Below are 14,686 nucleotides of genomic sequence, written 5' to 3'. Positions count from 1 at the left end.
ATGCGCGCATTCGTCACCGGAGGGACCGGGTTCGTGGGGTCGAACCTGGTGGCCGCCTTGGTCAAACGAGGGATCGATGTCCGCGTGCTGCGGCGGTCGACGTCGTCGCTGGCTGCATTGGCCGGCCTGGACTGCGAGACGTGCGTCGGCGACGTGCTGGACGAGATGGACACCCTCACCGCCGCGATGGCCGGCTGCGACTGGGTGTTCCACACCGCCGCGATCTCCGACTACTGGCGCTACCGCGGGCAAAATCTCCTCTACCGCACCAACATTGGCGGTACCCGCAACATGTTGGGCGCCGCCCTGCGCTCGGGTGTAAAACGGTTCGTCCTCACCAGTTCCCTCGCCGCGCTCGGGGTGCCGGAGCCCGGACACCTGCTCACCGAGTCCGACCGCTTCAACCTGCGTCCGCGCCAGTTTCCATACGGCTACAGCAAGCACCTCGCCGAATCCGAGCTGCGCCTCGCCGTCGCCGCCGGCCTTGCGGCCGTGGCGGTCAATCCGTCGGTCGTCATCGGGCCGGGCGACCTCAACGGCACGGAGAGTGCGATGTTCGTCCAGGCCGCACGGGGACGGCTGCGGGTCGCCGCACCCGGGGGCACCAACTTTGTGGCGGTCGGCGACGTGGTGGCGGGCCACATCGCCGCCGCAGAGCGGGGACGCGCCGGTGAGCACTACATCCTGGCCGGCGAAAACCTCAGCTTCCGTGAGGCTTTCGCGACCGTCAACGACATAGCCGGCCGGCCCGGGCCGCGGGTCGTGCTCCCCGCGTGGACCATACCGGTGGCCGCGGCCGCCGTGGGCGCGGCCCGCTTCGTGGTCGGCCCACGACTGCCCGTCGGGGGCAAGCAGATGCGGCTGTCGTCCGTTGGCATCTACGCCGACGGCAGCAAGTCCCGCACCGAATTGGGCGTCCCCTATACGCCGTTTCGGACGGCCGCCCAGAGTGCCTACGACTGGTACCTGGAAAACCACTACCTGCCGGAACAACCCGCGGATTCCCGGGCACGCATACGGAGATGACACGCGCGATCGACGCGATACCGGGCTTCACCGGCCACATAGTCCACCCCGGCAGCGACGACTACGACTCGGCGCGGCAGGTTTTCAACGCCCTCGTCGACAAGCGGCCCGCCGTCGTGCTGCGCTGCCGCTCCCGCGCGGACATCGTCGCCGCCGTCCGCTACGCCGTCGGCTCCGGAGCCGAGATCGCGGTGCGGTGCAGCGGGCACAGCGTCGCCGGACACTCCTCGACCGACGGCGGCATCCTCATCGACCTCTCCCTCATGCGCGGCGTCGTCGTCGACGCCGAGCACCGGATCGCGGTCGTCCAGCCCGGCGCAACCTGGCGCGACATCGACCGGGTCACCGGCCGCCACGGTCTGGCCTGCCCCGGCGGGGTGGTGTCCACGACGGGTGTGGGCGGCTTCACGCTCGGCGGCGGGGTCGGCTGGTTGGCCCGCGCATACGGCCTGACCTGTGACAATCTGACCGCAGCGGAGCTCGTGCTGGCCAACGGGGAGGTGCTGTACGTCAGCGGGGCACAGAACGCGGAGGTCCTGTGGGGACTGCGGGGCGGCGGCGGCAACTTCGGGGTGGTCGCACACTTCGTGCTCGATCTGCACCCGGTCGATCAGGTCATCGGGGGCATGCGAGCCTACGACGACACCGACGCCGAGGCCGTGCTGAAACACTTTCGCGCCCAGATGAACAACGCCGACGACCACCTCGCGTCCCTCGTCGACTTCGGCACCGATGAGGGCTCGGGGCGCCGGCTGGTCACGATACTGAGCTGCTCGACGAGACCCGACGAGATCGGTCGGGCCGCCGTCGGCGCGCTCGCGCAGGTCGCCGGGGCGGCCACCGAACCGGTGATGGCGCTGCAACGCGAAGTCGCCTATCCCACTTGGCAACAGGCCCTCGACCACACGGCCCCGTTCGGGCGGCTGAACTATTGGAAGTCGACTTTTCTCACGGAGCTATCCGACGACGCGATCCGGCGGATCGCGATGCTCGGGCGGACGCGCCCCGCGCCGCAGACGCACGTGCACCTGATCCGGCTCGGCGGCGTTGCGAGCCGCGTTCCGCCGCAGGCGACCGCCTTTTCGACCCGCAACTATCCCTACATCGTGCACCTGATCACCACGTGGACGGACCCCGCCGACACCGAACGGTGCAAACTGTGGACGGATGAAGCGTACGAAACGCTGCGCCCCCTCGGTCCGACCGGCGTGTACCTCAATTTCGTGGGCGACGAAGGGCCGCTGCGCATCCGGGCGAGCTTCGGTGAAGCAACCTACCGCCGACTCGCCAAGCTGAAGGCTCGCCTCGATCCGGACAACCGCTTCGCGCTGAACCAGAACGTCGAGCCCGCAGCGGACAGCTAGTAGTTGCCGCAGGAGTTGGCCAACGGCACGACAATGCCGTGGAACGGGGCGGCGTCGGGGTTGTTTCCCATGTCCTGCAGCAACTGCCGGCGCTTGGGCCGCGGCGCAGCGACGAGATCGTGCAACCAGGCCTGGGCCTCCGGGGAAGCGTTGAATTGCGCCGCGGGACCCGGGAACTCCGCATTCAGCGCCGCCACCACCTGCTGGTAGTTGCACGGGCTGTTGACGGCCGGAGTGATGTCGGGGTCGGCGGATGCGACTCCGATTCCATTGGTGAACGGCAATGCCAGTCCACAAAGTACGACGGCCAATTTGGCCAACGACGGAGTGATCATTGTTTACCCCCCTTTACTGAGGCGTCGATGCCGGTCTCGGCGACATCTGAAGGAGCTCGCCTCTTTCGGTCAGTAGTTGATTCGTTACAACTACAGCCTCACCCCGCGCACGCCGTTCGACAACCCGCCAATCGGCCCAAATTCCGAGGCCCTTCGGCCCTTGGTCCAACCTGGCCCGGGCCGGCCAATGCGCCTGGTGCGGCCCGGGCCCGGGTGCTCAGTACTTGTTGCAGATTTTCGCGACGTTCTTCATCGTTTGGAGGTACGGCTGCGCGTCGGGCATGCCCTGGATCTGCGCAGCCAATTGCCGGCGCTGATCGGGCGGCGAATCGACGAACTGATGCAAGAAGCCCTGCGCAATCGGTGATCCGTTGAATTTCGCGGCATCGTCCGGATATTGCGTGTTGAGCGCCGCCGTCGCCTGATCGTACGTACAGGTCGAGTTGATGACCCGTTCCAGATCGGGATCGGGAGCGGGAGCGGGATCCGCGGACGCGATGCCGGCTCCAGTGGCGAGGGATAACGCCAGACCACCAGTCGCGACTGCCAATCTGGTCCACGAAGACGTGACCATGTGAATAACCTTTCAACGGGAAGCACCGCGATAAATGCGGCGATGATTATGTCAGCCTAGCGCCTGTTTCGGGGTACGGGTCCCTTCCGGGCTCTGGAGTATCTAAGAATTCATTAGCGGCGAAATAAGACGTCTTTCGTCATGCAATTCCACGCATTGTCCGCCGGTCAAATCGCATGCAGCGCAACATAAATAAGGCCCGCGCAGCCCACCGACGCACGATCTTTGGGGAGCCAACCCTAAGCCGGTGTGCGATACCGCGCAGCCGGTGGGCGGTGCTGTGCCCACGGGCGCACCGACTCCAGTTGCGCGGCAAGCGAAATGAGCGTCAACCCATCGTTGGGCCGCCCCACCAGATGGACCGCTTCGGGCAGCCCGTTCGGCGAGATTCCGACCGGGACCGACATGGCCGGTTGCCCGGTGTAGTTCTGCGTCGGGGTGAATGGCATGAACCCCAACACCCGCGCCATCGCGCGAGTCGGTCCCAGCCCCTCGAGGTGCCCGACGGGCACCGGCGGCTTACCCAATACCGGCGTCAAGAGCACGTCGAAATCGGCGACGGGCCGCAGCCCGCGCTCGCTCATTCGGTCGCGGGCGGCCAGCGCGCGGCGCGCCAGCCAGTCGGGGATCAGCCGGGCGGTACGTCCCTCGGCCTGAATCCGCCGCTCCAACAGCTCGGGTGTGGGCAGCCGCTCGATTTCATCGGCGAGGCCGTGCATCATCAGCGCGAACACCGAAAGGACGGCGGCCGGCGGATAGACCGGATCGCGCTCGACGACTTCGTGGCCGAGCGAGCGCAGCAGCTCGGCGGTCTCCAATACCGGTCGGCGCACTTCGTCGCTGACCGGCACCGGGATGACCGGTTTGAAGGACATGGCGATCCGCAGGCGCCGTGGCTCGCGCGACACCGCCTCGATGAGTGTCGGCGGCGGTGTCGCAGAGACGATTTCGTCGTTGGGCTCCAGGCCTGCCATCGCGTCGTGCAGCAGCGCCGCGTCGGCCACACTGCGGGCCAGTGCACCGATGTGATGCAGCCCGTGGAATCGGTAGGCCCGCTCCGGCGATTGCTTGGTGCTGATCCACCCGCGCTGACCCTTCAGGCCCACCACTCCGCAGCACGCGGCCGGGATGCGAACCGACCCGCCGCCGTCGGTGCCCAGCGCGCCGGGCACCATGCCGGCCGCCACTGCCGCCGCCGAACCGCCGCTGGAACCTCCGGTTGTCCGTTCCAGGTGCCAAGGATTGCGGGTAACACCCCAGGTGGGGGACTCGCACATCGGGACGGCGCCGAACTCGGGCAGATTCGTCTTGCCGATGATCACCGCCCCGGCTTCCCGAAGGCGCCGCACGGCGGCGCTGTCGCGGCTCACCGGGCCGGTGTCGATCGCGGTGCCGCACATCGACGACACTCCCGCCACATCGGTGTCGTCTTTGACCGCGATCGGCACGCCCGCCAGCGGCAGCACCTCGCCTGCGGCCAGCCGGCGTTCGACCTGCGCCGCTTCTGCCAGCGCCTGCTCGGCGAGCACGACCCGAAACGCATTTAAAATCGGATCGAGTTGAGCGATCCGCTCCAAGTGGAACTCCACCAGCTCTCGCGGCGAAACCTCGCGATCGCGCACCAGCTGCGCCAGCCGCGCCACCCCGGCAAAGCCCAGGCCCTGATCATCAACGGCGGTCATGCACGCCCTTTCGCGCCAACCCCCCGTCGGACTAAATACCCCGCCGAGTGTACGCACACCTTGACCGATGCCGCCGAGAACGAATTCATGCAGGCCAGCGAGGACTTGTCTCCTGCGGCAATAGGACTTTCGGCTCTCGTCCGCGATACCCGGAGGGTCAAAGAATGACTAGAAGCAGCGGTGGGAGGGGAGTCACTGCCTGCCAGGGAGGACATTTTCAATGGAAAAGTCCATGTCGTCCGCCGCGTTTGGCACGTGGCGCTTGATCGTCATGGCCAGTTGGGGGCCGGGGGCAAAGCGATGACCACCGACGTCGGCCTGGACCGCGACAGCCTCGAAATGATGCTGGCCTCACTCGATGATTTTCTCGCCGAGGCCCTGCCGGACGCTCGCCGGTTGGACCTCGACCACGACGACGTCTGCCCGGAGGAAACCGTTCGCGCGATGTGCGGTGAAGACCTCGGCGTGCAGCTGGTCTTCATCCCGGAGGAGTACGGCGGATTCGGCGGCGGGGCGTTCGACTCCTACCGTGTCTGCGAACGACTCGCCCGGTTCGACATCGGCGTAGCCACCGCCGTGCTGGCCACGTTCCTCGGCAGCGACCCGATCGTCGTCGGCGCGACCGCGCAGCAGCGCAAGGAGTGGCTGGGGCGCATCGCCGAACGGGGCATTCTATTCGCTTACGCCGCAACGGAACCCGAGGCGGGAAGCGACCTGGCCGCGATGAACACCACCGCCACACCGGTGGAAACCGACGGTCAGGTGACCGGCTACCGGCTCAACGGGCGCAAACAGTGGATCAGCAACGGCTCCATCGCGGATGCCTACTCCGTCCTGGCCCTGGCGCCGGGCGGACCGTCCTGGTTCGTCGTGGAGAAGGGCACCCCCGGCTTCTCGTCGGCGCCCCCGGAGGACAAGCACGGCATCCGGTTGTCCGACACCGCAGCGCTATTCCTCGATGACGTGCTGGTCCCGGCGGAGCACTTGGTGGGCCGGGAGGAGGGCCACGGACTTGCCCAGGCCCAACAGGTTTTCGGCTACACGCGGGTGATGGTCGCCGCATTCGGGCTCGGTGGCGGCTGGTCGGCCCTGGACCGGGCGATCACCTACTCCACCGAGCGGGTGCAGGGCGGCGCGCCGCTCTCGAACAAGCAAGGCTTTACCCACAAGCTGATCGTGCCGCATGCGGTGCGGCTGGAGGCGGCACGCGCGTTCATCGAGGAAACCGCGACCCGGATCGACAGCGGCGAGGGCGCCGGCGGCGCGCTCAACACCGAGGGCGCGATCGCCAAATACCTGGCCACCGAGGCCGGTAACGCGGCCGCCGAGGCCGCGATCCAGGCACACGGCGGATACGGCTACACCCGTCCGTACCTGGTGGAGAAGATCAAGCGCGACGTCCGGATCACCACGATCTACGAGGGCACCTCGGAGATCATGGAGATGACGATCGCGCGCGGCCGCTGGCAGCAGCACCTCAAGACGTCCGGCGCCTATTACCGCGACGCGGCTCGCGCACTTGACGATGTCCCCGGTGAATGTGGCGGGCCCACGGCGGCGCTGGCGCTGGAATGCCTTGCCGCCGTGCTGGAATCGTGCCGCGTCGGCCGGCTAACGCGCAGCCAGCACGTGTTGTTGCGGCTGGGCGAACTGATCAGCTACGCCGAGTGCGCGGGCGCACTGGCCCGCCGCGCCGCCGCGGCGGCAACCGGTGCGTTGCCGGAGAAATCGGACACCCGCTTCGACGCGGCCGCGCTGGCCGCCATCAGCCGGGTTTTCGCGCGCGACGCGGCGCTGAAGGTCGCCGAGGAGGGCTCACGGTGGGTGACCGGCGCCGGGACCGGGTCCGACCTCGCCGTCGCGCTGCCGCTCGACCGGGTGCGGGCCGCCCAGGCCGGCCTGCTGGATGACATGGACCGGGTGGGGGACGCGCTGTATCGAAGAGAGGCCGGATCATCATGACGACCACGCAACAGGAGCCGATCGCAGTGGTCGGCGTCAGCGCGATCATGCCCGACGCGCCCGACGCCGCCACCTTCTGGGCCAACATCAAGGCCGGCCGCTACAGCATCAGCGACGTGCCGCCCGAGCGCTGGGATCCGGAGCTTTACTACGACCCCGACCCCCACGCGCCCGACAAGACCTACTCCCGAATCGGTGGGTGGGTCCGCGACTTCACGTGGGAGCCGCTGGCGTGGCGGCTACCCATCCCACCGGCGGTCAGCGCGCAGATGGACGACGGTCAGAAGTGGGTGGTGGCGGCCGCCCGTTCCGCCCTGCTCGAAGCCGGGTGGCCCGACTGGACGGTGGACCCCGAACGAGTGGCGGTCATCATCGGCAGCGCCATCGGCGGCGACAAGCAGCACCGGACCAACCTGCGGATCCAGTTTCCGGCGATGATTCAAAAGTTATGCACCGCACCGTCATTCGCGGCGCTGCCGGAACCGGTGCGCGACGCCGTGCTCGCCGAGACCCGGGCCTCGTTCCTGGGTGGAATCTCCGAAATCACCGAGGACACCATGCCCGGCGAGCTCGCGAACGTGGCAGCGGGCCGGGTGGCGAACCTGTTCAACTTCCGCGGCCCCAACTTCACCACCGACGCGGCTTGCGCCTCGGGACTGGCCGCCATGTCGGCCGCCGTGCGGGGATTGCAGGCCGGCGACTTCGATGCCGCCGTGACCGGCGGCCTCGACCGCAACATGGACCCGGCGGGGTTCGTGAAGTTCTGCAAGATCGGTGCGCTGTCGGCGACCGGCACCCGCCCATTCGACGCGGGCGCCGACGGCTTCGTAATGGGTGAGGGCGCAGCGCTGTTCGTCCTCAAGCGGTTGTCCGACGCGGAACGCGACGGCGACCGGATCTACGCGGTGCTGCTCGGCATCGCCGGCTCCAGTGACGGTCGTGGCAAGGGCATCACCGCGCCCAATCCGGTGGGCCAGCGGCTCGCGGTGGAGCGCGCCTGGGCGGTGTCCGGCCTCGATCCGGCGGCGGCAACCTGCGTCGAGGCACACGGGACGTCCACCCGGGTGGGTGACGCCACCGAACTGGCCAGCCTCGCAGACGTTTTCGGTAAGGCCGGCGCGCAGCCCGGTTCGATCGCGCTGGGCTCGGTCAAGTCCAACATCGGCCACCTCAAGGGCGCGGCCGGTGCCGCCGGCCTGTTCAAGACGGTGCTCAGCCTGCACGACAAGGTGCTGGTGCCCAGCCTGCATTTCGAGCAGCCGAACCCCAACGTGGACTGGAATGACATCCCGTTCCGGGTCAACACCGAACTGAGCGAATGGCCGGCACCGGACAACGGGGTGCGGTGCGCCGGGGTCAGCTCTTTCGGGTTCGGCGGCACCAATTTCCATGCCGTGCTCGAGGAGTATGTGCCCGGTCGGCATCGCCCGCCGGGGGAGGCCCGCTCCTACCCGGGCGCGACCATCGAGCAGCGCTCCGCGCCGGCGACGGACGCACCCGTCGCGGCGAAGGCCCCGCTGCGGGGCGCGGCGGTGGTCGGCGGCGCGGATGACTCCGACGTCGCCGCACAGCTGGACCGGCTTGCCGCACGGGCGTCGGCCGGCCAGGCCCCCGCGGTGGCCCCACCGGACCCCACCCTGGCGAGCGCGCCCGTTCGGGTTGCCATCGACTATGCCGACGCGGCCGACCTCGCCACCAAGGCGACGAAGGCAGCCGGCGCGCTGCGGCACGGTGACCCGGCCGTGTGGCGGATGCTGCGGGTGCAGGGCGTCTTCGCCGGCCGCGGCGCACCGGGCAAGGTCGCGTTCCTCTATACCGGTCAGGGCTCGCAATACGTCAACATGCTTTCCGACCTGCGCGCCCGGGAGCCGATCGTCCAAGCGATGTTCGACGAAGCCGACCGCGTCACCAGACATCTGCTGGACAAGCCGCTCACCGACTACATCTTCACCGACAGCACCGATGAGGCTGTTGCGCAACGGCTCTCGCAGCAACTCATGCAAACCGAGATCACCCAGCCGGCCGTCCTGGCCACGGATCTCGCCCTGGCCCGGCTGCTCGATGCCTACGGCGTGCGGCCGGACATGGTGATCGGCCACAGCCTGGGCGAATACGGCGCCTTGATGGCCGCCGACGCGCTGTCGCTGGACGCCGCCCTGGAAGCCGCCAGCGTCCGCGGCCGGGCGATGGCCGACCTGCCCGGTCCCGACAACGGTGCGATGGCGGCCGTGACCGGTCCGCTGTCCGAGATCGAGCGGATCGTCGGGGCCACCGACGGCTACGTCGTCGTCGCCAACATCAACAGCACCAATCAGGCTGTCATCGGCGGCGCCACCGACGCCGTCGAGCGTGCCGTCGCCGCACTGCAGGCCGCCGGCATGAGCGCCTCCCGCCTCCCGGTCAGCCACGCGTTCCACACCGCGATCGTCGCGCCGGTCAGCGAACCACTGAAGACCGCCCTGCGCCGGCTCGGCATGAGCGCGCCCCGGCTGCCGGTGGTGTCCAACGTGACCGGTGACTTCTATCCGGCGGACGCCGACCTCGACACCGTGCTGGACCTGCTCTCCCGTCAGGTGGCCTCGCCGGTGCGGTTCGTCGACGGACTGCGCACGTTGTACGACGCGGGCGCCCGCGTCTTCGTCGAGGTTGGCCCGAAGAAGGCGCTGCACGGCTTCGTCGAAGACGTGCTCGGTGACGATGTGTTGGCGCTCTTCACCAATCACCCGAAAACCGGCGATGTCGCCTCGTTCAACCGGGCGCTGTGCGGGCTGTATGCCGCCGGGCTGGGATTCGGCTCGCCTGCCGCGGCGGGTACGGCCACCGCCGCCGTGGCGAGCGCCCCGCAAGCCGCAATGCCGGATGGGAGATCCGCGATGATCAGCGAAGCACCGGTGGTGATCACCGGTGCGGCGCTTGGGCTGCCCGGTGTCGAGCGCGTTTTCGACGACGAAAACGTCGCCCGGATCCTCGACGGTCAACAGTTCATCGACACCATCCCGCACCGGCTCCGCCGGTCGATGCTCGACCGGCACATCACCCGCCTGGTCAAGCGGGAATCGGGCGACCCCACGTTCGAGACGATCGACAACGAGGCCGACGTCATCAAACTGGCCGGGCGCAGCGCACCGCTGGACGTGGTCGCCGAGTTCGCGGTCGACACCGCCCGCGATGCCGCGCTGGACTCGACCACCAAGCTGGCGATCGGGGCGGGCTTCGACGCGCTGCGCGACGCCGGAATCCCGCTGGTCATGCACTACAAGACCACGACGCTGGGCACCCAGCTGCCCGACCGGTGGGGGCTGCCCGACTCGATGCGCGACGACACCGGCGTCATCTTCGCCTCCGCGTTCCCGGGTTACGACAACTTCGCCCGCGACCTCGAGCACTACTACGTCGACCGGAGCAACCGGGAGCATCTCCTCGCACTGGAGGCGGTGCGCGCCCGGATGAGCGGCGACGAACCGGCCGTGACGGAGGTCGACCGGCGCATCCACGAGCTGCGTCACGCGTGCGAGTCCAACCCGTACCGGTTCGACCGCCGGTTCATCTTCCGCTGCCTGGCGATGGGCCATTCACAATTCGCCGAGATCATCGGCGCGCGCGGGCCCAACACGCAGGTCAATGCCGCATGCGCGAGCACCACGCAGGCGACCTCGCTCGCCGAGGACTGGATCCGGGTCGGCCGCTGCCGCCGGGTGATCGTCGTCTCCGCCGACGACGCCAGCTCCGACGCCCTGCTGCCCTGGCTGGGGTCCGGCTTCCTGGCGTCCGGCGCCGCCGCCACCGACGACATCGTCGAGGAGGCCGCCACTCCGTTCGACCGGCGGCGGCACGGCATGATTCTCGGCATGGGCGCGGCCGCCTTCGTGGTGGAGTCCGCCGAGTCCGCCGCCGAACGCGGGCTGCAACCCATCTGCGAGGTCCTCGGCACCGTCACCGCCAACAGCGCCTTCCATGGCACCAGGCTCGACGTCGAGCACATCGGCGGCGTCATGGAACACCTGGTTGCCCAGGCCGAAGCTCGCGGCGTGGACCGCCACGCCATCGCGCCGAACACCGTGTTCGTCTCACACGAGACATACACGCCGGCCCGCGGGGGCAGCGCCGCGGCCGAAATCAATGCCCTGCGAAGGGTTTTCGGGTCTGACGCAGACGCCGTGGTCATCACCAACACCAAGGGCTTCACCGGGCACGCGATGGGCGCCGGCATCGAGGACATCGTGGCGATCAAGTCGCTGGAGACCGGGCTGGTTCCCCCCGTCCCGAACTTCAAGGAACCCGACCCGGAGCTGGGCCGGCTGAACCTGTCGGTGGGCGGAAGCTATCCGGTGCAATACGCGCTCCGGTTGGGCGCCGGGTTCGGTTCACAGATCGCGATGACGCTACTGCGCTGGACCCCGGTTCCCGACGGCCGTCACCGGCCCCCGGACGAACTCGGTTACGAGTACCGGATCATCGACCGCACCGCCTGGCGGCGCTGGCTCGCGCAGGTGTCGGGCAGGCCCGATGCCGACCTGGAGATCGTGCAGCACCGGCTGCGGATCGTGGACACCGGAGCGCCGGTGCCGGCCCCGCGGGTTCCGGTAGCCGCCGAGGTGCCCGCCCCGGCGCAGGAACCGGCCGTGCTGTCGGCGCCGGAACCGGCCGTGCTGTCGGCGGCGGTGCCCGCGGGGGACGAGGTCATCGATGTGGTGGTGGGCACGGTGGCGGAGTTGACCGGCTATCCGCGTGAATTGTTGGATCTGGACTTGGATTTGGAGGCCGATCTTGGGGTGGACACGGTCAAGCAGGCCGAGATTTTCGCTGCGATTCGGGAGCACTACGGGGTGGCTCGTGATGAGAACCTCAAGCTTCGTGATTTTCCCACGCTGAACCATGTGATCGCCTGGATCCGCGACAAGGCCGGTGTGGCGGCTCCTCCCGCCGAGGCGTCGGCCCCGGCGCCGGCCCCGGTGGCGGCCGCCCCGGCGGTCCCGGCTGGGGACGACGTCATCGATGTGGTGGTGGGCACGGTGGCCGAGTTGACCGGCTATCCGCGTGAATTGTTGGATCTGGACTTGGATTTGGAGGCCGATCTTGGGGTGGACACGGTCAAGCAGGCCGAGATTTTCGCTGCGATCCGGGGGCACTACGGGGTGGCTCGTGATGAGAACCTCAAGCTTCGTGATTTTCCGACGCTGAACCATGTGATCGCCTGGATCCGCGACAAGGCGGAGGCGCAGGCCCACCCAAAAGCGCCCGCTGAGGCAGCGCAGGCGGCGCAAAGCGCCGTCGCGGTGCCGCCGACCATCGAGGGCGACGTTGCCGCCACCGACCGGATCACCCGACGGGTGCCCGTACCCGCGCTGCGACCCGAGCTCGCGGCCTGCGTGCCCACCGGAGTCACGCTCGGCAAGGGCACGCGCGTCGCCGTCATGGGCGACGAAGGCGGCGTCGCCGATGCGCTGACTGCCCGGCTGACCCGGCTCGGCGTCGACGTGGTCGCGCTGCGGCCCGACGACGACGTCAGCGCCGTCCTGAGCGACGAGGTCGACGGCGTCTACTGGCTGGCGGCCCTCGACGACGAGGGCCCGCTGGAGCGCTTGGACCTCGCCGGCTGGCGAGAAGCGTTGCGGCGCCGGGTGCGCAACCTCTACACCACCATGCGGCACCTGTACGAGCGCAGCCCGTTCCTGGTCGTGGCCACCCGGCTGGGTGGATACCACGGCTACGACGCGACCGGGGCGACCTGCCCCCTGGGTGGCGCGGTCACCGGGTTCGCCAAGGCGTACCGGCGCGAGCGCCCCGAGGCGCTGGTGAAGGCCGTCGACTTCCCGGTCAACCGCAAGACCGCGGCGCTGGCCGACGCGCTGATCGATGAGACCCTGCGCGACCCCGGTTGCGTCGAGGTCGGTCACGCCGATGGCCGCCGCTGGGGCGTCGGGCTCGCGGAGCGACCGTTCTCCGCCGAGGCGAGCGAGCCTCTCGGCCCCGACCCGGTGTTCCTCGTCACCGGGGCCGCCGGCAGCATCGTGTCGGCGATCACCGCCGATCTCGCCGCGGCCTGGCGGGGCACCTTCCACCTGCTGGACCTCACTCCGGAACCCGACCCGGCAGACCCCGACCTGCGCCGGTACACCGAAGACCGCGACGGGTTAAAGGTCGAACTGGCGGATCGGATGCGCGCGCGGGGCGAGCGCCCGACACCGGTCCTGATCGAGCGGGAACTGGCCCGCCTGGAGCGCCTGCAGGCCGCGCTGGCCGCAATTCGTGCCGTCGAGGCCGCCGGTGGTTCGGCGCGCTACCACAGCGTCGACCTCACCGACGCGGCCGCGGTGGACGAAGTGATGGCGCAGGTGCGGGAGGCCAGCGGCCGCGTCGACGTCCTGCTGCACGCCGCCGGGGTCGAGGTCAGCCACGGGCTCCCCGACAAGGAGCCCGCCGAGTTCGACCTGGTGCTCGGGGTCAAGGGTGACGGGTTGTTCAACGTGCTGCATGCCGACCTTCCGCTGGGCGCCGTCGTGGCGTTCAGCTCGGTCGCCGGCCGGTTCGGCAACATGGGCCAGACCGACTACAGCGCCGCCAACGACCTGCAGTGCAAGATCCTGAGCAATTTGCGCCGCACCCGTCCGGAGGTAAGGACGCTGGCGATCGACTGGACCGCCTGGGGCGGCATCGGCATGGCCACCCGCGGATCGATCCCGAAGATCATGGCGGCCGCCGGGGTCGAGATGCTGCCGCCCGAGGCGGGGGTGGCGTGGATCAGGCGCGAACTGGGCGCCGGCCTGACCGACGGCGAGGTCGTCGTCGCCGGGGCGCTCGGTGGGCTCACCGCCGAACCGCACGACACCGGCGGCGTCAACCCGGCCTCGCTGACGCCGGACGGTCCGATGATCGGCGAGGTCGTCCGCGCCAGTGTGCACGACGGGCTGGTGCTGCACACCACCCTCGACCCGGCCACCCGGCCGTTCCTGGATCACCACCGCATCGAGGGCACACCGGTGCTGCCCGGCGTGATGGGCATGGAGACCTTCGCCGAAGCCGCGCGGCTGCTGGCGCCCGACCTGCACGTCGCCGCCATCGAGAACGTCGACTTCCGGGCCCCGCTCAAGTTCTATCGGGACGAGCCGCGCACCCTGACGGTGACGGCCCTGGTACGCCCCGACGGGGACGACCTCGTCGCCGAATGCCGGCTGTCGGCCGAACGCACACTGCCCGGCAGCGACCAGCCGCAGCGCACCGTGCACTTCACCGGCTCGGTGCGGCTGACGGCCGAGCCGGCGACCCTCGCCGACGGCGGCGCTGCTGGCGGTGGCGAAGTGCCCGCCCTGAGCCCGGAGCAGGTCTACCGGCTCTACTTCCACGGCCCGGCCTATCGGGTGGTCGGTTCGGCGTGGAGGTGCGACGACGGCGCGGCCGCCCGATTCGCCGCCGAGCTGCCACCGCAAACCGGCGAGCCGGTGCTGATCGGGCCGCGACTCGTCGAGCTGTGCTTCCAGACCGTGGGGCTGTTCGAGGCCGGCACCGAGGGTGTCCTGGCCCTGCCGCTGCATGTCGATGCGCTGCACCTGAACGGGACCCCGACCGAAGGGGCCGGGCTCGTAGCGACCGCGCGGCCGGACGGGCGCGGCGGTTTCGTCTGCACCGTCCGCGACGACGAAGGCAGGCCGGTGCTGCGGCTCGACGGATACCGCACCGTGCCGTTGCCGCAGCCACCGCCCGCGGACGTCGTCGCCCCGATCCGCGCTGTCATGCGCGGCTGAG

7 protein-coding genes are annotated in these 14,686 nt (G+C 69.4%); 4 read left to right on the top strand and 3 right to left on the bottom strand.

The window, feature by feature from the left end; translation table 11 throughout:
- Positions 1–1,026: an NAD-dependent epimerase/dehydratase family protein gene (locus A5773_RS06775; RefSeq protein ID WP_066954592.1), complete on the top strand. Its 1,026-nt coding sequence runs from the start codon at positions 1–3 to the stop codon at positions 1,024–1,026.
- On the top strand, positions 1,023–2,390 hold the full coding sequence (locus A5773_RS06770; protein WP_066954589.1) for an FAD-binding oxidoreductase: 1,368 nt from the start codon (positions 1,023–1,025) through the stop codon (positions 2,388–2,390). The genes A5773_RS06775 and A5773_RS06770 overlap by 4 nt, the downstream gene beginning before the upstream one ends.
- Here A5773_RS06770 and A5773_RS06765 read toward each other — a convergent pair.
- The 3 genes from A5773_RS06765 to A5773_RS06755 all read right to left on the bottom strand — a co-directional run bounded on the left by A5773_RS06765 (position 2,387) and on the right by A5773_RS06755 (position 4,981).
- Positions 2,387–2,725, bottom strand: a complete 339-nt coding sequence (locus A5773_RS06765; protein WP_066954586.1) for a hemophore-related protein — start codon at positions 2,723–2,725, stop codon at positions 2,387–2,389. The genes A5773_RS06770 and A5773_RS06765 overlap by 4 nt on opposite strands.
- Before the next feature lie 217 nt (positions 2,726–2,942).
- A complete protein-coding gene (locus A5773_RS06760) occupies positions 2,943–3,299 on the bottom strand; it encodes a hemophore-related protein (protein WP_066954583.1) in 357 nt (118 codons plus the stop codon).
- A 239-nt stretch (positions 3,300–3,538) separates the two neighbouring features.
- A complete protein-coding gene (locus A5773_RS06755) occupies positions 3,539–4,981 on the bottom strand; it encodes an amidase family protein (RefSeq protein WP_066954580.1) in 1,443 nt (480 codons plus the stop codon).
- 300 nt (positions 4,982–5,281) lie between these two features.
- Here A5773_RS06755 and A5773_RS06750 point away from each other — a divergent pair, with 300 nt between their 5' ends.
- Together A5773_RS06750 and A5773_RS06745 are read left to right on the top strand one after the other, a co-directional pair.
- Positions 5,282–6,943, top strand: a complete 1,662-nt coding sequence (locus tag A5773_RS06750; RefSeq protein ID WP_066954577.1) for an acyl-CoA dehydrogenase family protein — start codon at positions 5,282–5,284, stop codon at positions 6,941–6,943.
- On the top strand, positions 6,940–14,685 hold the full coding sequence (locus tag A5773_RS06745) for a type I polyketide synthase (RefSeq protein ID WP_067790219.1): 7,746 nt from the start codon (positions 6,940–6,942) through the stop codon (positions 14,683–14,685). The genes A5773_RS06750 and A5773_RS06745 overlap by 4 nt, the downstream gene beginning before the upstream one ends.
- Position 14,686: the final 1 nt, after the last annotated feature.

This window comes from Mycobacterium sp. 852014-52450_SCH5900713 (genome assembly GCF_001667075.1).
Classification (GTDB): Bacteria; Actinomycetota; Actinomycetes; order Mycobacteriales; family Mycobacteriaceae; genus Mycobacterium.
Note: the sequence above shows the minus strand (reverse complement) of the source record. Positions and strands in the feature narration are given on the sequence as shown.